Raw genomic sequence first — 21,227 nt, 5'->3', positions numbered from 1 at the left:
GGAACGTTCCTGATGGTCTGTGGGAGATCGCGAAGCCGTTGATTCCGCCGTCGAGAGTGCGACCGCAGGGCGGTGGAACGCCGGCCCCCCTCGACCCGCAGCCCGACCGGCACCCGCAGCCGCTACCCCTGGGCGTCGGCGGCCGGGGTCGGCGTGACGATGCCTTCGTAGTACCAGGCCGGGGCGTCGGCGGGCATGGTCAGCGCGATGCGCAGCGCCTGGGACTCTGCGGATGCCGTACCGGACGGCACACGCCGAGCCCGTCCGGCGTCAACGCGCCTGCGCGCCATACGGATCCGGCTCGCGCCGCGGGGGCGGGAACACGGCCGCGCCGGACCTGGGCCATTACCCTCTGTCCTCCGTTCGGGTGGCAGGGGGTGGCCGGGTGTGCAACGCTCCGTGTCTGGAAAACGGTGCACCAGTGGTTCCTTTGATGTCCCGCTGGGAGGGGTGGGTTCGCATGATGGCCACGCACAGCGACAGGCCGAAGTACGGCAATCTGCCGATCGAGACCACCCAGTTCATCGGCAGGGCAAGGCAGTTGGGTGAAGTGCTCGACGCGCTCGGCAGCTCACGGCTCGTCACCCTGACCGGGCCCGGAGGCATCGGCAAGACCCGCATCGCCCTGCGGGCCGCCGCCAGGACCGCTCCCCGTTTCGGCCACGGCGTCTGGCTCGTCGAACTGTCCCCCGTCCTCTCCCCCGACCTCCTCGAGCACACGCTCGCGGGCGTCCTGGGCGTCGCCGACCAGACGAATCAGCCACTGATCGACGTCCTCACGGAGTATCTGCGCGACCGCGAGCTGCTGCTCGTTCTGGACACCTGCGAGCACCTGGTCGAGGCGTGCGCCCGGCTCGCCAGAACCCTGCTCGCCGAGGCGCCGGGACTGTGCATCCTGGCCACCAGCAGGCAGGCCCTCGACATCCCGTACGAGCGTCGTGTCGACGTCGGCCCCATGGACACCGGGCCCGAGGGCGAGGCTCTCGATCTACTGCGCGCCCGTGCCTGGCCCGACGAGGAGCCGCCCGGTCAGGTGACCCCGGAGGAACTCGCCCGGCTGTGCACCCTGTTGGACGGGGTGCCACTCGCCATCGAGCTCGCCTCGGGACTGCTGCGCGCCACGTCCGTCAACTATCTCGTGCACCGCCTTGGCCGGCGGATGGCCGTCCTGTCGGCGAACGCGGGGTCCGAACCGCCGGACCCGGCAGCCGAGTTGGACGCCGAAGACGGACTGCCGGGCGCCACACCGCTGCGGCGGCCCGCACGGCACAGCGCGCTGCGCACCACCGTCGGCTGGAGCCACGAGTGGTGCACCCCGCGGGAGCGGCTGCTGTGGGCCCGGCTCTCCGTCTTCCCCAGCAGCTTCGACCGCAAGGCCGTCGACTTCGTGTGCAGCTCGGAACCCCTCGCCGACTGCGATCTCACCGAGGTCCTGGACGGGCTGCTCGCCAAGTCCGTCGTCCTGGCCGAGGACAGCGAGGCGGAGCCCCGCTACCGGCTGCTCGACACCGTGCGCGAGTACGGCGCCGAATGGCTCGAACGGGTCGGCGATTCGGACCCGGTGCGGCTGCGCCACCGCGACTACTACCGCGACTTCGCTCAACGCGGCGACCAGGCGTGGATCGGGCCCGACCAGGCGCGGTGGCACGCCGACACCCGCACCGAACTGCCCAATCTGCGCGCCGCCCTCGACACCTGTCTGCGCACGGACCGGGACGCGGCCCTGGAGATGGCGAGCGACCTGCTCTACTTCTGGTTCGGCTGCGGCCATCTGCGCGAGGGACGGTACTACAGCGAGGCGGCACTCGCCCTCGCGCCCGACCGTCCGCGCGCCGCGGCGCGGACCCTGTGGTCGTGCGGTTATGTCGCGCTGGGCCAGGGCGACTTGGACACCACGGCCCGCCGGGCGGCGGAGGCCCGGATCCTCGCCGAGAAGTACGACGACAAGCCCGCCCTGGCCGGGGCGATGTGGGTCCAGGCCGCCGCGATGACCCTGCGTGGCTCGCCCGCCGAGTCCCTGCCGCTGTACGCGGCCGCACACGAACTGGCCTCCCGCACCGGCCCTCCCATGATCGAGCTGTCCGCCCTGCCCACCTGGGGCTACGCACACATGATGCTCGGCGAAGCCGACGGGGTCCGGGCCCGGGTGGACCGACTGCGGGAACTGACCGATCCCCTCGGCGAGATCTGGATCCGCTCGTACGCGGACTACGTCTGGGGCAACCACTGCATCGCCCAGGGCAGTCCGGCCGAGGCGATCGCCTCGCTCCTGTCGTCGCTGGAGGCCAAGTGGCGCCTGGACGACCTCTACGGGATGGCGATCACTCTCGACTCCCTGGCCGTCGCGGCCACCGGCGACCAGCACCCCGATCTGGCGGCCCGCCTCTTCGGCCTCGTCGACCGGGCCTGGGACATCCTCGGCACCCCGCACCTGGGTTCCCCCGAGATGACCGAGCACCGGCGCACCTGCGAGAACGCGGTCCGCGCCGCCCTCGGCCCGGACGAATACACCGAGCAGTACGCGAGCGGAGCGGACGTCTCCTCGGTCCACGCGGGGGTGATGGAGGTCCTGCGCAGCGTCTCGAATCAGTCAAACGGGCCTGAGTCCGGCTGAGTTGCCGGGCTCGATTCGGCCCCCTCGACTTTCGCAAGCGTGTCCCGGCAGGCACTCCGGGCCGCATCGCCATCCCCGTCGCCGGCGACTCCGAGGAGGCGCGGCGCGTGGCCATGCAGCTCGTGGACGACACCGGCTTCGACCCCTACGACGCCGGCCCTGTGGGTGCCGAATATTACGGCGGTACAGTTCAGCCCTGTTGTCGCGCCGACGACAGCGGTCGGCAATGATCACTGTCCATGCTCGTACGCCTGGCCTGCATCGCCGTCCCCCACGCCTTCACCGCCCTGCGGCTGATCCCTATGAGCGACCACGACAAGGACGTCGAGATCCTCGCGCTGCGGCACCAGCTCGCCGTCCTGCAACGCCGGCTCGGCAGCCAACGCCCCGGCTTTCAGGAGGCCGACCGCGCGTTCCTGGCCGCTCTCCTCGCCCCGCTGCCACGAACCGCCCTGCGCCGGCTACGGCTCATCGTCTCCCCGGACACTGTCCTGCGCCGGCACCGCGACTTCATGAATAGCCGTCACGTCCATCTCAGCCGCAACCCGCGTCCCGGCCGCCCCCGCACAGTCACTTCCGTCCGCCGCCTCATACTCCGCCTCGCCGAGGAAAACCCCACCTGGGGCTACCGGCGTATCCACGGCGAACTCACACTCCTCGGCATCAAACTGGCACCCTCCACCGTCTGGGAAATCCTCAAGGCCGAAGGCATCGATCCTTCAACCCATCGCTCGAACGTCACCTGGGCCACATTCCTGCACTCCCAGGCCGAGGCAATCCTCGCGATGGACTTCATCGAGACCGTCACCCTCACCGGACAACGTCAGTACATCCTCGCCGCCATCCACCACGCCCACCGAAACGTCCGTGTGCTCGGCACCACCGCGCATCCCACCCACGCCTGGGTCACCCAGGCGATCAAGAACCTGGTCATGGACCTCGAAGACGCCGGACAGCTCACCGCCATCAAGTTCATGATCCGCGACCGCGACGCAAAATACCCCGTCGTCATCGACGAGATCCTTTCTCAGGCAGGGATCCGCACCGTGCTCACCGCCGTCCGCACGCCACGCATGAACTCAATCATGGAACGCTGGGTTCGCAGCCTGCGCCGTGAAGTCCTCGACCGCACCCTGCTCTGGAACGAAGCCCACCTGCGGCGAGCGCTCCGCGAGTACGAACAGCATTACAACCATCACCGCACCCACCGCACACTGCAGGCTGCCGCACCCCTCCGAGTCGTGCCGGAACCGCTCAATCCACCACAGCTCAAGCCGCTTCGCGTTCGCCGACACGATCGTCTCGGCGGCGTACTCCACGAGTACCAACATGCTTCCTGACCTGCATGGACGCAATTATCGGCACGCACACCGGGGCCGATCCATCAGCTCGTTCAGCAGGGCATCGTCCACGGCCTCCGAAACAACCGTGGCCGCCTTGTCGGCCTCGACGCCACTCGTCACGTCAGTCATCAACTGTCGCTCTCTACACGGGAGTTACACCGCTCACCGTACAGACCCGATCCCGGCCCCGGTCGGCCTGGGACTAGGCGACGAACCCTGCATCGCCACCAACGTTGGTGATCATCCGCCGCAGCACCTTGATCGCGGCGACGTACTCCTCGTCGCCGACCCCCGCGCGCAGCCGCGTTTGCGCGCCCGGGATGACCTCGCCGGTGACCTGCTCCCAGGCCGTGGTCCCCGCTTCGGTTCGTATGAGCAGGCCCTGCTGGTCCTCCGTGAGCCAGTCCCATTCGACGAGGTCCCCGATCGCTGCTTCGATGACGGACACGTCGACGTATGGCCGCGTCTCGGCGATCTTCGTGGCTACCTCGTCCCGGGTGAACTCACCCTCGCTCTCGCCCACCCGGAATAGGGACCAGGCGTGCGGCTGCCGGATGCCGAGCTGTCCGAGGGAGTCGTTCATGTGCCCGACGATGGCCTGCTGGGCGGCTCCGGCCCAGTAGCCCATGGGCTGGGTGAGGAGTTCGGCATCGGTGAATTCCATCGCGGGGTCTCACAGTTCGCGTCGAAGGTGCTGCTTGCTGAACACCTTGAACGCTAAAACCACAAGTGAGGTTGAGGTCAAGCCGTTGGAGGAAAGGGCCGGTTTCCGGGGGAGCGAATACTCTCGCGGATCTACGACCTCACGGCATGAACGATCTCACCGCGGAAGAGCTAGGCTCATACAAGATTTTCGTGAGCGTTGATCGACTTGTTGGGCCGTGACACGTCGCTGATGCGGCGGGATGCTGCCTGTGTGCGATGACGTGTTGAAGATGTTGCCGCAGCTGGCTGCTGTGGATATTGGTTCGGTCCTGGAGTGCGGGGACACAGTGGTGATCTGCGCACGGTCCCGGGCGGAACCGGCCGCGTGCACGGGCTGCGGCCAGTCCTCCGGCTGGGAACACAGCCGGTACGTGCGGCACGTCGAGGATGAGGCCGTCGGTGGCCGCCCGGTGCGGATCGATCTTTCGGTCCGGCGTCTGTACTGCGAGAACGCGGCCTGCCGAAGACCACCTTCGCGGAGCAGATCGAAGGGCTGACCCTGCGCTATCAACGCCGTACTCCGGGACTTCAGTTGATCGTCGCGGCCGTGGCGACAGCGCTGGCGGGCAAGGCCGGCTCGCGGCTGCTGCTCCACCTGCACCACGCCCTGAGCTGGGCGTCCCTGCTCGCCCGTCTGATGAAGTGCCCTGACCCGCCGACTTCGACGTTGCGGGTGGTCGCCGTGGACGACTTCGCGCTACGGCGCGGTCGCCGCTACGCCACCCTCGTGATCGACGCGGAATCCCGTCTACCCGTCGACGCCTTCAACACCAGCGATGCCGAACCCACCGCCGACTGGCTGCGCGCCCAGCCAGGCATCGAGGTGGCCTGCCGCGACGGCTCGGCCTCCTACCGCACCGCGATGACGGCCGGTGCACCGCAGGCTGTCCAGGCCAGCGACCGATTCCACCTGTGGCAGAACCTCGGGCGCAAGATCTACGAGGTGGTCACCATCCACCGTGACTGCCTGCCCGAACCCGACGACGAGACCACCGCACCGCGGACCCCCGGCGGCCTCATGGCCAAGCGCACCCGCCGAAATCACACCACCGTCCACGCCCTGCTCACCGAAGGGATGGCGCTACGCGCGATCGCTCGGCACATGGACTTGGACCGCAACGTCGTACGACGCCATGCCCGCGCCGCCACCTGGCAGGAGGTCGTCCCTGTCTGGCCTCGCCGTGTCGGCATTATCGGCCCCTACCAGGGGCACCTGCACCGCAGGTGGGCCGAGGGAGAACACAACATCGCGGCTCTCGCCCGCGAGATCACCGCACGTGGCTTCCACGGCAGCGAAGGAACCGTCCGCCTCTACCTCACGTCCCACCGCGAGGCCTTGGACGCAGGCCTGCCTCCACCCGCCCCCGCCCGCAGCGCGTTCGAGGTGACCCGGCTGCTGACCACACGCCCCGAGCGCCTGGGCGAGGACCAGCAGGTCTTCGTCAAGCACCTGCTGGAACGCTGCCCCGAACTGCGCGTCCTCCACGGCCTCATCGGTGCCTTCCGTGAGGTCTTCGACAAGAAGCGCGCCGCGCTCATGGACCGCTGGATTACCAGCGCCCGCCAGAGCGGCCTCGCCCCGCTCGTCCGCTTCACCGTCAGTCTGCAGGACGACTTCGACGCGGTGCACGCCGCCGTGACTCTTCCCTACAACTCGGGCGTCGCGGAGGGCAGAATCACGGACCTGAAAATGATCAAGCGTCAGATGGCAGGACGCGCGGGCATCCCGTTGCTCCGCAAGCGCGTGATCCTCGTCGCCCACTCACGACGCACCCCGCACCGCACCACTCCGGACGACCCCTGGGCGATCAACGGCTACGAAAATCTTGTATGAGCCAAGAGCTACACCCAAAGCTATTCACGGCTCTCGCCGCTGCGTGCAACAGGCGAACCGACCCTCAGAGGACCTCTGTAATCCAGGCCGGCGTACGGTCGAAGAGCATCCTGCACGGCATCCCAGCGAGCACCAGCTGCGCCCCAGACTGAGCCAACGCGCACAGCCGCACCGTGCGCCTCGTCAAGGGATCGCTGCAGTTCACTGGGCATCGAAAGCGTGATGTGGTCGTGGCGTGGCCGTTCGCCTGGAACTTCAGGCGCGACAGGAACATCCTGAAGACACAGGCGTCACACCACGCGCAGGGAAGTGGTCACCACGCGCTCTCACCACGCCACCGGACGTATCGCCCGGCTCTGTCGCCTGACGCTGCCAGCAGTGGGAGGCTCTTCAGCCCCGTCCGGCCCTCAACGCAAGCTTCGTTCCGCCTCTCCCACTCGCCCCTGCATCAGCCCAAGCGCTTACCAGGGCCATGCTCATGGGATACGGGCTGCGGCTTGGCGGACACGTGCACTGGTGTCGATGCGGAGCTGTTCGGTAATGGCCTCGTACTTGCGCTGTTCATCCGGGGAGAAGTCGGCAAGGGAGTGAGCCAGGGCGCGGCGTACTCCAGGGTTGGCGTCCTGGGCGAACACGCGCGCCAGGGACGGGTCTCGGTGATCGGCGCGGCCCCAACAAACCACGGCAGAGTGCCGAATGGACTCTGAGGCATGAGTGGCCATCAGGGACACCGGGGCGGGCGTCAAACGGTCGAGTGCGAGCATGGCCTGTGCCTGCAGCTGGCTATTGCCTCGCACTTGTGCGGGGCGGGTCAGTAGGGGCAGCAGGCGCTGTTCGACGCGGGCGGCCTGAGCGCCTGTGGTAGCGAGAGCGGCGGATGCCTGCAAGACCTCTAAGGGAAGGCGTCCCTCCCTTCCCTCATTGATCTTGTGGCGGCTCAGGGGGTGCTGGGTGCGTCGGTCAAATGCGTCGGACGGGTGCTCTCCAGGATCGTCGTAGAGGCACATGATCCGTTCGAACATGGTGTCTCGCATGGCCGCAGGCAGGGTTTCGGCGAGGATGGACAGTGCATGAACAGCGTCGGATCGTCGGTCAGCTGTGTCCGTGCGGTCTTCGGCCCACAACAGGAGGTGTGCTGTGACGCGTTCACGCAGGATGCCGGCCGCCTCGCCTGTGCCCACGGAGACCTCATCGTTGGAGTACACCGTGAGGAACGCCGCGCACTGTCGCGCGGTGGTGCCCACGGAATACAAGGGGCGATCCGTTCCCACTGGTTCGGCCAGCACGCTGTCGGCCAGTTCCCGTGCGGTCTCGGCGACCGACGGGTCGTCTACCCGCCAGTGTGCGAGGAGAGCTGCGGCCCCTCGGTGTCCCTGCTGCGCCCGCTCTCGGACCACTGGTACAACTGACGACAGGTGGGAATGAAGGTCGGCCAACAGCACGTCGGCTCCGTTCATATCGAGCTTCCATGCATCCAGCAGGGCTTGTGCGGCTTGGCCCGCCAAGGGCAGGTCGGCCTTGATGCAGGCGCCGAGGAAAGCCAGCATCTGCTTGTCTACGAACCGGGAAGTGGTCGGCTCTCTGGGTATCCATCCGACCAACAGCGGAAGGACCTGTTGCCCTGATGCCTCCGGCAGTCGCTCATCGAGCGCTGCAAGCGCTCCGAGTGCCTGTATGACCGTGCGTATGTCTCCTTCTGCCGACTGCGAGCCCGTGATGACGATGTCCGTCAGGCGGGCGGCGATACCTGCGACAGCGTCATCAGGAATGAGATCCGCTTGCTGGCCGGTCACCGCTGCGGCAGCGCTGCGTACCCACCGAGCCCTCATCTGCAGGAGGGTGCTTACATCGAGGAACTCGGATGCTGGTTCGGCGGCGGAGCAAGCGTCCTTCCTGCGGCCCGCAAGGACGAACTGACGCACGGCGTGCTTCACTTCTCCTGCGCGTTTGAAGACTTCCCCGTATCGCTGGTGTGCGAGGTTCTCGTCGGTCAGGGCACCGGAGAGCCGGTCTTGCCACAACCATTGATGCGCGGCTCGCGAGGCGTCCGGAAGATTGTTGTCGACCAGCCCTTCCAACGCGCTGACGGCTGGACTGAAGGAGAGTTCGAGGAGCCGCGCGCCTTTGGCGCCGACCGTACGGGCCGAGAGCATGGCTTGGGACGATTCCCTGAGTCCAAGGTTGTACTGGTCGGACAGAAAGGAAATGGCGCGAAGGGCGTGCCGGGCATCGCCTCCCAGGCCCTCTCGGGTAGCGACCAGTACTGCGCGCCGGTAGGCCTCGATGGCCTCTTCTCCGAGGTCTGCCAGGGCCAGGGCTCGTCCGCGGCGCATATGCACCAAGACTGCGAACCGTTCCTGTAAGCGGCCGCCCAGAGCGCGCCGATTGAGGTCGGCGTAAGAGTCTTCCGGGCCCTGTCCGGCGCGGACGGCCAGGTCTGCCAGACAACACTCCAGCCGCAACCGCAAGAGCCCCTTCTGTGCGGGGGCGACCTGGGAAACCAGGTCCGACAGCTTCGCCGGATGATCGTCGGGATGTTCGTCGACAACGATCTGCTCGATGACTGCCAGCACCAAGCGGGCTGCTAGTGGATCGCTGGCCCGCACCACAGCCTCAAGTGCGGCGGTCACCGGCGGTAGGGCATAGCCGTGCTCGAACCAGTCGGCCAGAGCCTTCAAGACGCTGTAGATGTCGGCAGCCGTGCCACCGGCTTTGGAAGCCAGCCGCTCCAAGCGCTCATCGACAAACATACGGTCGCCGGAGTCATACCGATCCAGCAGCAACTGAACCGCGACGGTGAATGCCGTGTCGGCCTGCCCAGCGGCCGCCAGCAGATCACGCTGGCGAGTGCGCAACTGGGCGGCATGCCCGGTAAACGAGGCCTGTTCAAGTGCATCCGCCAGCTCTCCGAAGAGCTCGGCGGCCGGCCCAGGCTCTTCCGTCTCCGCGAGCTGCTGAGCGCGGTGCAGGGCGTCGGCCAGGTCCAAATGCTCGAGCGGGTCATTCAACAGCGCGTAGCCATGCGGTAGGGACGAAACTGGTGTCGCTTCTATCCCGCAGAACGCCTTGGCCCACTCCGGGCCGAACACGCCAGCGACAAGGGACGGACGATCTCTCAAGGCCCCAGATAGGGCGCGTGCATCGTACAGGTCGATGTCGATGTCGCCCTGGTAGCGCTCCTTTAGAGAGACGAGTTCGTCCTCCACCGGCGTGTCGTCGACGATACAACCGGCTGCCAGGACAAAGCGCACCGAGTCGAACCGTCGCTCGGACCACTTCTCTTCGGGGGTAGTCGTGCGGGGTGGGCCGGCGAAGTCTGTAACGGCTGCACGGAGCGCGGGCGCGGACAAGGAGACGATCCTGCGCACTTGATAGACGTGCGTCTTGCCCTTTTTCCTGCCAATGAGGTCGAGTCCGCCCTGATCTTGTCCGGATCGCCCGTAGCCGCGGATGTCGTTCATCCCATCGACAAGCCACATGACCTCGCTAACCAAGCGCTCGAACACGGGCGGGGAAAGCTCGCCGAAGGGCAGTGCATCAGGGGCAGAGAGGGGCGGGGTGAGGGGACGTTCACTGCGCCGACTGACAAGCGCGCCGAGACGGATTTCCTCCGCGGGCCAGTCCGAAGCCATCCTGCACTCCTTGCTCGCCACCGACCGGCGGCGCTCACTTGTCTCAGGCGGGCACGGGGGATGCTATCGGGAGGGGACTGCAGACCTACGATGCCGCATTGAGGATCCACTGTCACCCTAAGTGGTCATTTCAACCGAAAAATGGATATGACTGGAAGATGGGGAGGGGCGTGCGCGCCTGGAGCGAACCGTCATGCGGGCGACAGTCTCAGTCGACACAAGAAACGGAATGGCTTGGTCCGATTGTCAGTGGCAGGTGGCACTCTTTGAGCATGACTTTCCGGGGAAAGTGTTCTTATCGAGGGTATTCCGACGTACACGGGCGGTGTTCCATGGGTGGTCGGGTGATACGCGTGCACAGCGCTGCGCTGCCGTCCCCTGACGGCTGCCGCTGGTGTGGTGACCAACCGGGGCACCACGGTTCCCAATGGGTGGCGTCGGTCGGACTACACACGTGGGAGGCACCCACGCCGCAGCAGCGACTGATGCGCATGAAGGCACGGCGCGCGGCGCGCCAGGCCACCGCAGCTACCAGAGATGCGGCCCCGCGTTCTGCGCGCGACTGACGAGAGAGTCGAAGATCGTCGACAGGGCGGCGGGGATGCGGTCCGCAGCGAGGTGTGCTGCGATGCCGACCATGAGGTCTTCCTTGTTCTGCGGTCCTTCGGGAGAGCCGCCCTTGAGCAGGGCGAGCAGCTGCGAGCTGAACTTGCCGGCCCGAAGCTCTACGATCTCTTGGGGCTGCCAGGGGCCACGTTCGGGATTCGGCTTCCACAGTGCGTTCGCCGTCTCGGCCCAATCGTCGTCGGTGAACAGGTCCTCAAGCTCATTGGGGGCGCCGAGGTAGAAGCACTCCTTCTCGAGGTCGAAGCCGTGTTCCTTGAGCTTGTCGTCGCGGAAGGCGCGCCTCTGGTTGGTGCGGCTGTCTTTGTCGACGACAAAGGCGACGTCGCGGCCGTGATCTTTGAGGAAACGGGCGAATCGCAGCGCTCCTTCGTTGCTGCCGCCGGCCCACAGGCAGATCCCGGCAGACTGGATCGGGAAGCTGGCGTGCTTGCGAAAGAGGATGGGGAACGCGGATGTCTCCGATACTCCCTCCACAGCGACGAAGAACCGCTCGTGCAGGAGGACGCTGTTGCGGAAGCCCAGCGTTGTCGCGATCGTCGACAGGTGTCGGCGCACGTCCTCGTCCGCGCTGTCATCGTTCAGGACCTCCGCCCGAACCCGGCCTTCCTGGGTACGCAGGTGCACCACGGAGGAGATGTCGACTCCGTCGATCAGGTTGAGCGAGTGCGTCGCCACGATGACGCGCGCGTTGGGCCGCGAAGCCTGTAGCTGAAGCAGCGCCATGATGCGCCGCTGATGGGCGTAGTCGAGATGGGTGTCGGGCTCGTCGTAGACGAACAGGACATCCGACTCGGGTGCCTGCGTGACGTCGTGCTGCCCCAGGAGTTCGTTGCTGCTCTCCCACAAGGCCAGCGAGATCCGGCGCGAGCGGCCGGTGCCGGCGGACGACAAAGGAAAACGGCGGCCATGGGAGTCCATGACGTTCAACTCGACGCCTACAAGCGCCGGGCGCACCTGCACTTGGGGAGCCAGCTCTACCGAGGGCAGGGTGCAGCGCTGCGCGATGTGACGGCGGATGCTGTCGATGTCTTCTTTCAGCGACTCGGCGAGATAGTCCTCAAGATCCGATACTCGCTTGGATACCTCATCGGCCCGCGTGTACTCCCGCAGCCGGGAGTTGAGCAGACTCTGGATCACGGCCTCGGGCGCCTGGACGGAGTCACCCTTGAAGTACACCATCGTCGGCAGAGCCGCGGCCACTTCGGAGTGTGCCAGCACCCACGCGTCCACCTGCTTCATCTGCTGGGCCAGCGCTCCAAGCGGCTGCTCCCAGCTGGCCCTGGCGTTCGCCTGCCCGACTGGATCGATCCCGTGTGCGGCCGCAAGTTCCTTCAACCGCGGAAGCTTCACCTCCGCCAAGTCACGCAGTTGGGGGTCTTGGCAGACACGGCGATGGATCTCCAAGAACATGCCCGCTTCTGGCCGGTAACGTCGCCGGACTCGTACCTGCTCGGGCAGTTTGAGACGGATCTGCTCATCGGCGCTGAGGCTGAAGCTGCCTGTCACGACCGTCTGAGGAACGCGCGCGTGCGGGGCAGCTGCATCCTCCGCTGACTCCTGAAGCTCGCCGTCGCCCACGTAGGTGAGATCGTTCTCGCTCAGTACTGTGCCGTGCAGCAAGAAGTTCAGCGCGTCAAGAAGAGCAGTCTTCCCGCCCTCGTTTTGACCGGTCAGAACCGTCTGGGAAAGAACCGGAACTTCGGCGACGTCCGCAAGGCAACGAAAGCCCTCAACGGAGACGGAACAGATCTGCACGCGTGCCTCAACTCGACGACAGTGGACGGGTCCTGGATGGAATGATGTATGCGTCAGCCCGAGACGCGGCGGTAGGCGTAGCGGCCCTTGACGAACTGGGCCAGGAATCCGCCCTTGCTGGCAGCCGCCATCAAGGCCGCGTGCACGCCTGTCGGCACGCCGTCGTAGCGATAGACCGCCCCGCTGTGAAAGGCGACTTCGAGCGCCTGATCCTGCGGGCTGTAGCCCACCGACCGGACATTCGAGGAGCGAACCTGCTCGTGCAACAAGACTCCTCCTGCGGCCAATGTGTCAGGCGTTGCATGATTCACCGATAGTAGCGTCGCCCGGGCGGAGTTGGCAGAAAGTACCCGCCTCCTGCTGACCGTGCGGCTGCCGGAAATGTCATCCGCACGGCTCAGAAGGGGCTTCGACGCTGCGGCAGGATGAGCACTCGTGCCACTCTGTCTCGCCTGCCTAGCCGTCCCCACCATGTTCGCCGCGCTGCGGTTGCTGCCGATGAGCGACCGCGACGAGGACGCGGAGATCCTCGCCCTGCCCCACCAGTTCACCGTCCTTCAGGGACAGCCCGGGGCGAGCCGGCTCAAGTTCGCCCCGGAAGATTGGGCCTTCATTGCCGCTCTACTGGTGCCCGTGTCCCCGTGAAGTCCTGCACCGGCTCCAGATACTGGTCCGTCCGGCCCGACACCGTGTTGCGGCGGCGTCTCGACTTGATCAAACGGCGCCATGCCCGCACCTGCAGACCGACGGGACCGGGCCGATCACACAAACTCCGCTCGCCCCACGCGCTGGTCCTGCATCTGATGCGGGAGAACCAGTAGCGGTGCTACCGCAGGGTGCACGGCGAACTCGCCACCCTCGACACCAAGGTCGCCGCCTCCACGTCCAGGAAACCCTCACTTCCGTCGGCTCGTACGGCACCGAGGTGCGCGATCCTGGAAACATGAAGATTGAGGTCCTCGTAGCGCCAGCTTGTCCTCACCGCCAGCTCACCGAGGAGCGACTGCGACAGGCGCTTGACGACTGCGGGCTGAACACCACGGACTTCACCACGAGAGTGATCACCGACCTGGCCGAGGCCCGTAGAGCTTGGTTCAAAGGCTCCCCAACGGTCCTGATCGACGGCCGTGATCCGTTAGCCGAAAGCGGTGCCGTGCCCTCTCTCGCCTGCCGGACCTACCGTTCTGCCAACGGCCCAGCTGGGGCGCCCAGCGTTGCCCAACTCCTGCGGGCCCTACAGGTGGCGGTTGACTATCAGCATGCGGAAGAGGAGCGTGCCCGCCTCGCCCAGGAAGTCATCACCAAGCACCTCACGCAGGAGGTCAACGCGGCGGACGAGCAGGCAATGAACGCAGTCGGCACGCTGGAGGCTCAAGCCCTAAGCAGTGCTGCACGGCAGGCCAAGGTCCGGCTGCGACGATGGCAGGCCGAGAGCCTTTTGGATGTCGACACGGCACAGGCCGTGGCCCGCGCCGTTCTGCAGCCCATGGAGGACGCTCATACGCTTGCGATGCACTCCGGGGAAGTGATGGACGTAGCTGAATCCCAGGAGATCGGGCGGAGGGCTGCCGTGACCCGTTACTGGCTCCGCGACGTTGAGGGGTACGACATCCCAGATGACTCAAGGCATCGTGGCCTCTGAAGTTGAGAGAGCACCAGAAAGAACACCTACGGGCGGCCGGAACTCGAGACGATGCAGGGCTGGCTGCGGCCGTTCGCCAACTGTCGCCCGGCATTGACCGCGAGAAGCTCAACCAGGGCCTGGAGTTGATGATCCACAGCCCGGCCCTCGGCTGGGGTAGAAACCAGTTCCAACCTCCAGAGCGGCGGGATCCGGAGGCGGGTGGAGAAGAGGCCCGCCCAGGTGCTCGTTCCGGACCGGGCTCTCGCCGAGAATCAGTCACGCTGTTCCGAACAACTGCCCCTCCGCCTTGCCCGGTGCTGCAAAGCTGACGGAGTGATGTATGTCGTGACCGTAGACACCCAGACCTCCGAAGGCGCCCCGGAGATGGACGAGTTGCAGCGCGTCGGGGCCATCGCGCTGCTGGAGCAAGGATTCGACGCCGTCGAAGGCATCGAGGGCCGGGACGGCATGGAGGTGGAGGTCGTCGACAGCCTCGTCGCCGTCCACCCCGGCGGCGCACTACTGAAGGTCTTCGCGCACGCCCCCACGCTGGAGATCGCCGAGGAAGCAGTCCGCGCCCTCGTCCAAGAGCTCCTGGAACGCACGGAGTTGCTTGCCGAGTGGACCGTCGAGAAGTGCGAAGTTCAGCTCCACCCGGAGCTTGCCCAGGAAAGCCTGGACGCCGCAACGGGCCCGGAAACCCCCGCCCCTGACCCAGCGTCGCGACGCGCCCACCTGGCCCAGACCACCCACACATCCGCACCGAGTGAGGCGGAGATCGCGGCGGATTCCGAGAAGACCCGCCGCCAGATGCTGGCCCTCGCACCCCAGCTCAAAGCCTTCGGACCGCAGATGTTCGGCGTGATCACCGAAGAGGACAAAGAAGATGAGGAATTCGGCGACTACGAGGGCACCGCGGATGAAGACGCTCAACTGGCCGCCGGCGCCCTGATCTGGGCCACAGACGTGATGATCGACCAGCTGTTCATGGACGTCCACACCCTCACCGAAGCGGACACCAACGTCGCCGAGTGCGAGGACGTGCTGTGGCACCTGGAGGACCTGCCCCGCCGCTACGCCCTGCGCTACGACGAACAGTTCGCCCGCCGCTTCCTGGTCACCATGATCGCCATGACCACCCGGTTCACGCAGGGCACCTTCACCCAGCTGAGCTGTGTCACAGAGGAACTGGCACTGCGGCTCCTGCTGAACGAGGCGAAGGTCTGCCTGGAGACCTTCGGCCTGCTCGACGACGGTGTCGAGCAGGCTCTCGACTGCTTCGCCGACCTCGTGTACGAGGACATGGACCATGAATGGCTGTACGACGACGCCGCCGACGGCATCGAGGACAGCCCCGTCGGCGAGATGCTGCGGATCGCACCCATGGGGCTCGCCGACTGGTTCAAGCCCTTCAACGACGGCCGCTACGTCCACCCCTACGCGATGGACACCCTGACCGGAGAAAGCGAACCGGACAGCGGGGAACACGAGCGGAGTTGATCTCCCAATCGAGTCATGTCAGTCGGTGCTGGCATCCGTATGTCAAGGGGAGCCGTTATCCCGACGGCAGCCGGTGGGCGCTCGCCTCCAAGAACTCTGGCAACCCGCGCTGCAAGCTCAGTACCAGCCACCTGCGATCCCCGAAAGCGCTCCTACAAACCGCTCCGGACGCATCCGGCTGCAGCAATGCCATCAAATCCGAGTTCCTCGCGGAGAATGCCGACTCCTGCACAGTCGAGTCCTCGGCGGCGACATCAGCGAGTACAGATACACAGCCTGACCGGCAGCAACAAGTTTCGCCCCCCACAGGGCCATGAAGCGTGGCGAACGTATACACAGGACGAGTTCAGCGTCGAGACGTGCCCTCGCCTCAGTTCGCGGCGAGAGCCCGGACCACCTCCGTGACGTCGTCCACCGCGTCGAGGTCACGGACCAGCCGCACCGCGCTGCGGACCTTGTCCGAGCCCGGAGCAGTCACAGCCGCCGACGCGCAGTCCTCGAACTTGCGGGTGATGTCGCCCCACATCATCGGCGCCTCGGTACTACCCGGAACACCGGTGCCGGTGCGGCTGACACGCCGGCCGTCACTCAGCACCAACTCCACACGCCCCGGCGGGAGTTCCATCGTCCAGTCAAGGCTCTTGTCGGGTACGGGGACGACCCTGCGAGCCACGTCCAGTACCTCGGTGTCCCGCAGCGCCTCAGGCAGGAAGTCCGACACCCGGACGGTGCCGCGGACGGCGGCAACGGCCACCAGGAACGGGAGGCTGAACTTTGCGTCGACGAGCGTGGACGGGGCTCTACGGGCGTCGAGGGGACGGCACATCAGGTCGTGGTAGTCACCGACGTGGACGCGGATCTCGTCGATGTCGTCCGTGGCCAGGCCGTGGTCGGTCATGAGGCCGATGGTGGCGTGGATGTGGCTGTGGGCGGTGCCGACCGCCGGCCAGGGCTTGTAGAGCGTTCCGCCGCCCTGGTAGTCCGTTCCCAGGTCGGCGAGGATCGCTTCGCGGTCGTAGACGCCCCCGAAGTACGTGCGGAAAACGCCGTGTTCGCCTTCGAAGAGATCCGGGACACCTGTGATGCCCTTCTGGGCGAGGAGGGCTGCGGTGACCGCTCCCCTGGCGGAGAAACCCGCGTACATGGCTCGTAGGTCGCTGCCTGTTCCCGCGACCACCTCCATGACGCCGCTGGACTGCATGCTCGCGGTGCCCAGGGCGTCCGCCAGACGCTCACCGGACAGGCCGAGTACGCGGCCTGCCGCCGCAGTCGCGGCGAATACTCCCAGCACGGTCGACAGGTTCCAGTCCTTGCGCCAGCCGACGTTGCGGCGCAAACGGGCGAACAGGTCCTGCCCGGCCGCGACCGCGGCAATGAGGTCGGCGCCACGGACACCGCCCTGCCGTTCCGCGACCGCGAACGCGGCCGGGACGATCGAGCTGGAGCAGTGCTGGCCCCACGGGGTCTGGTCGTCGTAGTCGAGGCAGTGCGCCATGGCGCCGTTGGCGAACGCCGCCGCCATGGCCGGGACCTTCCCGCCGAAGGCGAGGACGGATGCCTCCGGGCGGCCGCCGCCCTCCCGGACCAGGTCGATGACACCGCGCACGGCCGGCTCAGTGCCGCTGGCCGCGAGGATCACTCCGAGTGTGTCCAGGATGCTCTTCTTGGCCGCTTCGGCGGCCTCGGGCGGAAGGTCCTCGTACCGGGTCTCGGCGGCGCACGCCGCCAGGTGGTGGACGATGTCGTTGGTCGGGAAGGCCATGTAGGTACCTCGGTGGGGGTGGTTCGTTGCTCAGGGGCTGTTGATGCGGGCGACCGTCGCTGGCTTACGCGAGTCGGTCCGCCACTTCCTGTGGCAGGCCGATCGACTTCAACTCGGTGTACGTTGCCAGGCCTTCGGGTCCGTTCTCCCGGCCGAGGCCGCTCCCCTTGAAGCCGCCCATCGGGGCTCCGGGTCCGGACGGGTTGCCGTTGAGCTCGACCATGCCGGTCCTGATCCGACGCGCGATGTCCAGGCCGTGATCGACGTCGGAGGTGAAGACGGCGCCGCTCAGGCCGTACGTGGAGTGGTTGGCGATCGCGACAGCGTCGTCCTCGTCGGCGTAGGTGAGGACCGAGGCGACCGGGCCAAAGATCTCTTCCTGCGCAATGCGCATGCCCGGCTCGACCCCGGTGAGCACCGTCGGTTCGACGTACCAGCCCCGCGAAAGGTCCTGGGGACGGCCGCCACCGACCACCGCCTTAAAGGCTCTAACAAAAGCTGCTGATCATGAGTGTTTCGGTCTGTCTGTCCGTAGGTCTGGTCATGGGAGAGCGTCAGTCGCGGCCATGGATCGTGTCGGACGAACTGTGGTCGATGATCGAGCCGTTGCTGCCGAAGCCGGGCCCGAAGAAGGTCGAGGGCAGACCACGGGTCCCGGACCGGCAGGCACTGTGCGGGATCCTCTTTGTGCTGCACACCGGCATCCAATGGGAGTACCTGCCGCAGGAGTTGGGCTTCGGCTCGGGCATGACCTGCTGGCGCCGGCTGGCCGCCTGGAACGAGGCGGGGGTGTGGGACGGACTGCACCTGGTGCTGCTGAAGAAGCTACGGTCGGCGGGCAAGCTGGACTGGTCCCGGGCGGTGATCGATTCCTCGCACGTGCGGGCCGCTCGGCGGGGCCCAAAAGCGGGCCGAGCCCGGTCGACCGCGCGCGGCCGGGCAGCAAGCACCACGTGCTCACCGACGGCCAGGGCATCCCGCTCGCCGTATCGCTGACCGGCGGCAACCGCAACGACGTCACTCAACTCCTGCCCCTGCTCGACAAGGTCCCCGCCGTGGCAGGCACGGTCGGACGGCCACGCAAGCGGCCGGACCTGTTGTTCGCTGACCGCGGCTACGACCACGACATCTACCGGCGCCAGGTACGACAGCGCGGCATCCGCCCGGTCATTGCCGAACGCGGTCAGCCGCACGGCACCGGACTGGGCACCTTCCGGTACGTGGTCGAGCGCACCATCGCGTGGCTGCACGGCTTCCGTCGTCTCCGCATCCGCTGGGAGCGGCGTGACGACATCCATGAAGCCTTCCTCGGGCTGGCCGCCTGCCTGATCACTCATCGGCACGTCCAACGCCTTTGTTAGCACCTCTTAGTGCCCTCGTCGCGGGCGATGGCCAGGTACTTCTCGACCACCCCTCGTTGGCGCGCGCTGACCAGCGGGCCGATATGGGTCTCGGGGCGTCCAGGATCGCCGAGCGGCATGGACTCGACGAGGGCCACCAGTCGGTCCAGCAGTTCCTGGTGGCGGCGCGGCGAGACGAGGATGCGTGTCTTCAGGGTGCAGATCTGCCCGCTGTTGCGGAAGGAGCCGAGGCGCAGCGCTTCGACGGCCTGGTCCAAGTCGGCGTCGTCGAGGATCAACGCGGCTGACTTGCCGCCCAGTTCGAGGCTGACGCGCCGCAGGTCCTGGCCGCACAGGGCGGCGATGCGGCGGCCGGCCACAGAGGATCCGGTGAACGACACCTTGTCCACGTCGAGGTGGGTGACGAGGTACTCACTGGCCTCGCGGTCGGCGGGCACCATGTTCACCACACCGGGCGGTAGGCCGGCCTCGGTGAGCAGCTCGACGAGACGGTAGGAGCTGAGCGGCGCCTCGGGCGAGGGCTTCAGCACCACCGTGCAACCGGCCAGGAGCGCGGGCGCGATCTTCTGGACAGCGATGGACAACGGCATGTTCCACGGAATGACGGCGGCGACCACGCCCACCGGTTCCCGAGTGACCAGCGCGGCCGCACCGTTGAGGGATCGCCGCACCTCGTCGAAGCGGAAGTCGCGCGCGAGGCTCAAGTAGGTGTCGAGGACGCCGAGCGGCGCGACCACCTGGATGGTGCGTGACTGCGTGATCGGGCAGCCCATCTCCTGGGTGATCAGCTGCGCCAATTCCTCACTGTTCGCCTCGATCCCGTTGCGCAACCGCTGCAGGACGCCGATACGTTCCTCGATCGGGCTGGTCGCCCAGCCGCCGTCGAACGCGGCGCGGGCTGCCGCCACCGCGCGATCCATGTCGGCCGGCGAGCCTGACGGAATGGAAGCGACCGGCTCCTCCGTGACCGGGGAGATCACATCGATCCGCTCTGCGGTCGCGGGCTCGACCCACTCACCTCCGATGAAGAGACGGTCGTAGCGGGTGTGCCGGTGCATCGAGTTCCTCCATGGTGCGGTGTGGGGTTTGGTTCCTGACCAGTTGGGGCCGAGTGTGGTGTCAGCCAGCTTGAGTCGGCTCCTTTGCCGAGCGGTCCTCGTGGCACGCACCGGGGGCCCTGACGCGCGAGTGCCGGAGGTCGAAGTCCTTCGTCTCTGGTGTGAACAGCACGACGACGAAGGCGAACACGCTCACGCCCATGATGTAGAAGGCGGGCGCCACGGAGGATCCGGTCGCACTCACCAGTACTCCCGAGATGAGTGCGACGGTGCCACCGAAGAGTGCGTTGCCGAGGTTGGTGGCAATCGCATGCCCGGAGTAGCGCATCGACGTCGGGAACAGCTCTGTCTGGACGGCGAATTGTGGTGTGGTGGTGAGCGCCGTGCCGATCATCAGGATGGCGGCGGCGCCGCAGGCGGCCGCGACGGAGCCGCTGGAAGCGAGCGCGAAGGCGGGGTAGATGCCTGCCACTGTCCAGAGGGTGCCAGCGATGAGCAGCGGTTTGCGACCGTAGCGGTCGGCCATGGCGCCGGTCACGGGATACAGGATCGCGCCGCCCGCGATCCCCGCTGAGGTGACGAGCAGCGCGGGGATCTCGTCCAGGCCGACGACGGTGAGCAGATACGTGTACAGGTAGCCGTTGAGTGCGTAGGTGACAAGGCCGTTGACCGAGGAGAGCAGTCCGGCGTTGAGCATGGTGCGCCGCTGGGTCCTGAAGACGGCCCGCAGCGGGTCCTTGACGTGTTCCGTCTTCCGCGCCTCGACGAACTCCTCGGGGTCGCTGAGGCGGGCGCGGAGCAGGACTCCGATCAGTCCGAGCAGACCGCCGAGGATGAAGGGGATGCGCCAGCCCCAGTCTTGGAACACGTCGTCGCCCATGGCACTGCGCAGGCCCACGATGAACAGGCCGACGATCGCGGCGGGCGCGAAGGCCATGGCGGCGCCGTATCCGAGCCACCTGGCACGTCGGCCCTCTGGCGCTGATTCGAGCAGGAAGCTGTAGGCGCCGCTGGTCTCTCCGCCCATGGACAGGCCTTGGCCGAGGCGCGCGGCGACCAGGAGCACGGTGGCTGCGATGCCGATGTGTTCGTAGGTCGGCACCAGACCGATGACCATGGTGCAGGCACCCATGGTCACCACGGTGACCACCATCATCCTGACCCGGCCGAGGCGGTCGCCGAGCCGGCCGAAGAGGATGCCGCCGACGGGGCGCATCAGGAAAGCGGCGGCGTAGACCGCGAACGTACTGAGCAGTCCTGCCGTGGAGTCACCTGCCGGGAAGAAGTGCGAGGCCAGGATGGGCACCGAGAAGCCGTAGACGAAGAAGTCGTACAGCTCCACGAAGTTGCCGAAGGACCCACCGATGATCCTTCGTCGGGCGCTTGCGTCTGTCATGCGGACTCTCCTCGTT

Annotated in this window: 17 protein-coding genes; 8 read left to right on the top strand and 9 right to left on the bottom strand. The window is 66.8% G+C overall.

Annotated features, from left to right (window positions below):
- Window positions 1-122: 122 nt before the first annotated feature.
- Window positions 123-251 (bottom strand): hypothetical protein, encoded by a 129-nt coding sequence (locus tag OHA73_RS37410; RefSeq protein WP_327657296.1) that lies wholly within the window; start codon window positions 249-251, stop codon window positions 123-125.
- 209 nt (window positions 252-460) lie between these two features.
- Here OHA73_RS37410 and OHA73_RS37405 point away from each other — a divergent pair, with 209 nt between their 5' ends.
- Both OHA73_RS37405 and OHA73_RS37400 read left to right on the top strand, forming a co-directional pair.
- Window positions 461-2,614, top strand: a complete 2,154-nt coding sequence (locus OHA73_RS37405; protein ID WP_327657295.1) for an ATP-binding protein — start codon at window positions 461-463, stop codon at window positions 2,612-2,614.
- Between the two features lie 239 nt (window positions 2,615-2,853).
- Window positions 2,854-3,954, top strand: coding sequence for an integrase core domain-containing protein (locus OHA73_RS37400; protein WP_327657294.1), 1,101 nt, complete (start codon window positions 2,854-2,856; stop codon window positions 3,952-3,954).
- Window positions 3,955-4,159: 205 nt separating this feature from the next.
- Here the strand turns inward: OHA73_RS37400 and OHA73_RS37395 are convergent, their stop codons facing one another.
- Complete coding sequence (locus OHA73_RS37395; protein WP_266722746.1) at window positions 4,160-4,621, bottom strand: hypothetical protein; 462 nt, start codon at window positions 4,619-4,621, stop codon at window positions 4,160-4,162.
- A gap of 241 nt (window positions 4,622-4,862) precedes the next feature.
- Between OHA73_RS37395 and OHA73_RS45845 the strand changes: the two genes are divergently transcribed.
- Together OHA73_RS45845 and OHA73_RS37390 are read left to right on the top strand one after the other, a co-directional pair.
- Window positions 4,863-5,159 carry a transposase family protein gene (locus OHA73_RS45845; protein WP_353962546.1) on the top strand — a complete coding sequence of 99 codons (297 nt, stop codon included), beginning with the start codon at window positions 4,863-4,865 and terminating at the stop codon, window positions 5,157-5,159.
- Window positions 5,105-6,496 carry an ISL3 family transposase gene (locus OHA73_RS37390; RefSeq protein WP_323187331.1) on the top strand — a complete coding sequence of 464 codons (1,392 nt, stop codon included), beginning with the start codon at window positions 5,105-5,107 and terminating at the stop codon, window positions 6,494-6,496. Before OHA73_RS45845 ends, OHA73_RS37390 begins: the two co-directional genes overlap by 55 nt.
- A 476-nt stretch (window positions 6,497-6,972) precedes the next feature.
- Here OHA73_RS37390 and OHA73_RS37385 read toward each other — a convergent pair whose 3' ends face one another.
- From OHA73_RS37385 to OHA73_RS37375, 3 genes are all read right to left on the bottom strand, one after another.
- Window positions 6,973-10,128, bottom strand: a complete 3,156-nt coding sequence (locus OHA73_RS37385) for a HEAT repeat domain-containing protein (protein ID WP_266722744.1) — start codon at window positions 10,126-10,128, stop codon at window positions 6,973-6,975.
- A gap of 528 nt (window positions 10,129-10,656) precedes the next feature.
- Entirely contained in the window at window positions 10,657-12,510 is a 1,854-nt protein-coding gene (locus OHA73_RS37380; RefSeq protein ID WP_266722742.1) for an AAA family ATPase, read from the bottom strand.
- A gap of 53 nt (window positions 12,511-12,563) precedes the next feature.
- On the bottom strand, window positions 12,564-12,779 hold the full coding sequence (locus tag OHA73_RS37375) for a KTSC domain-containing protein (protein WP_266722741.1): 216 nt from the start codon (window positions 12,777-12,779) through the stop codon (window positions 12,564-12,566).
- 166 nt (window positions 12,780-12,945) lie between these two features.
- On the opposite strand from OHA73_RS37375, the gene OHA73_RS37370 reads away from it, so the two are divergent.
- The 3 genes from OHA73_RS37370 (at window position 12,946) to OHA73_RS37360 (ending at window position 15,634) form a co-directional block, all read left to right on the top strand.
- Complete coding sequence (locus OHA73_RS37370; protein WP_266722740.1) at window positions 12,946-13,155, top strand: hypothetical protein; 210 nt, start codon at window positions 12,946-12,948, stop codon at window positions 13,153-13,155.
- Between the two features lie 298 nt (window positions 13,156-13,453).
- Window positions 13,454-14,152, top strand: coding sequence for a hypothetical protein (locus OHA73_RS37365; RefSeq protein ID WP_266722738.1), 699 nt, complete (start codon window positions 13,454-13,456; stop codon window positions 14,150-14,152).
- A gap of 318 nt (window positions 14,153-14,470) precedes the next feature.
- Window positions 14,471-15,634 (top strand): hypothetical protein, encoded by a 1,164-nt coding sequence (locus OHA73_RS37360; protein ID WP_266722736.1) that lies wholly within the window; start codon window positions 14,471-14,473, stop codon window positions 15,632-15,634.
- Between the two features lie 370 nt (window positions 15,635-16,004).
- Here OHA73_RS37360 and OHA73_RS37355 read toward each other — a convergent pair whose 3' ends face one another.
- Window positions 16,005-17,396, bottom strand: coding sequence for an MmgE/PrpD family protein (locus OHA73_RS37355; protein ID WP_266722734.1), 1,392 nt, complete (start codon window positions 17,394-17,396; stop codon window positions 16,005-16,007).
- A 64-nt stretch (window positions 17,397-17,460) separates the two neighbouring features.
- Window positions 17,461-17,871 (bottom strand): aldehyde dehydrogenase family protein, encoded by a 411-nt coding sequence (locus OHA73_RS37350; RefSeq protein ID WP_266722732.1) that lies wholly within the window; start codon window positions 17,869-17,871, stop codon window positions 17,461-17,463.
- A 68-nt stretch (window positions 17,872-17,939) separates the two neighbouring features.
- Here OHA73_RS37350 and OHA73_RS37345 point away from each other — a divergent pair.
- Window positions 17,940-18,757 (top strand): IS5 family transposase gene (locus tag OHA73_RS37345; RefSeq protein ID WP_443063197.1). Its coding sequence is split into 2 segments (ribosomal slippage): window positions 17,940-18,269 and window positions 18,272-18,757, totalling 816 coding nucleotides; the frame shifts between segments, so codons are not numbered across the junction.
- Here the strand turns inward: OHA73_RS37345 and OHA73_RS37340 are convergent.
- Together OHA73_RS37340 and OHA73_RS37335 are read right to left on the bottom strand one after the other, a co-directional pair.
- Complete coding sequence (locus OHA73_RS37340; protein ID WP_327657293.1) at window positions 18,754-19,815, bottom strand: aldehyde dehydrogenase family protein; 1,062 nt, start codon at window positions 19,813-19,815, stop codon at window positions 18,754-18,756. The two genes, OHA73_RS37345 and OHA73_RS37340, sit on opposite strands and share 4 nt — an antisense overlap.
- A gap of 61 nt (window positions 19,816-19,876) precedes the next feature.
- On the bottom strand, window positions 19,877-21,211 hold the full coding sequence (locus tag OHA73_RS37335; protein WP_266722728.1) for an MFS transporter: 1,335 nt from the start codon (window positions 21,209-21,211) through the stop codon (window positions 19,877-19,879).
- Between the last annotated feature and the right edge of the window lie 16 nt (window positions 21,212-21,227).

The organism is Streptomyces sp. NBC_00483 (genome assembly GCF_036013745.1).
In the GTDB taxonomy this organism is placed as follows: domain Bacteria; phylum Actinomycetota; class Actinomycetes; order Streptomycetales; family Streptomycetaceae; genus Streptomyces.
Note: the sequence above shows the minus strand (reverse complement) of the source record. Positions and strands in the feature narration are given on the sequence as shown.

Bases quoted from the DNA above. Each gene is read 5' to 3' on its own strand.
- OHA73_RS37400 (WP_327657294.1), top strand. From the start codon at position 2,854: ATGCTCGTACGCCTGGCCTGCATCGCCGTCCCCCACGCCTTCACCGCC.
- OHA73_RS37385 (WP_266722744.1), bottom strand. From the start codon at position 10,128: ATGGCTTCGGACTGGCCCGCGGAGGAAATCCGTCTCGGCGCGCTTGTC.
- OHA73_RS37405 (WP_327657295.1), top strand. From the start codon at position 461: ATGATGGCCACGCACAGCGACAGGCCGAAGTACGGCAATCTGCCGATC.
- OHA73_RS37360 (WP_266722736.1), top strand. From the start codon at position 14,471: ATGTATGTCGTGACCGTAGACACCCAGACCTCCGAAGGCGCCCCGGAG.
- OHA73_RS37355 (WP_266722734.1), bottom strand. From the start codon at position 17,396: ATGGCCTTCCCGACCAACGACATCGTCCACCACCTGGCGGCGTGCGCC.
- OHA73_RS37340 (WP_327657293.1), bottom strand. From the start codon at position 19,815: ATGCACCGGCACACCCGCTACGACCGTCTCTTCATCGGAGGTGAGTGG.
- OHA73_RS37335 (WP_266722728.1), bottom strand. From the start codon at position 21,211: ATGACAGACGCAAGCGCCCGACGAAGGATCATCGGTGGGTCCTTCGGC.
- OHA73_RS45845 (WP_353962546.1), top strand. From the start codon at position 4,863: ATGCTGCCTGTGTGCGATGACGTGTTGAAGATGTTGCCGCAGCTGGCT.
- OHA73_RS37365 (WP_266722738.1), top strand. From the start codon at position 13,454: ATGAAGATTGAGGTCCTCGTAGCGCCAGCTTGTCCTCACCGCCAGCTC.
- OHA73_RS37395 (WP_266722746.1), bottom strand. From the start codon at position 4,621: ATGGAATTCACCGATGCCGAACTCCTCACCCAGCCCATGGGCTACTGG.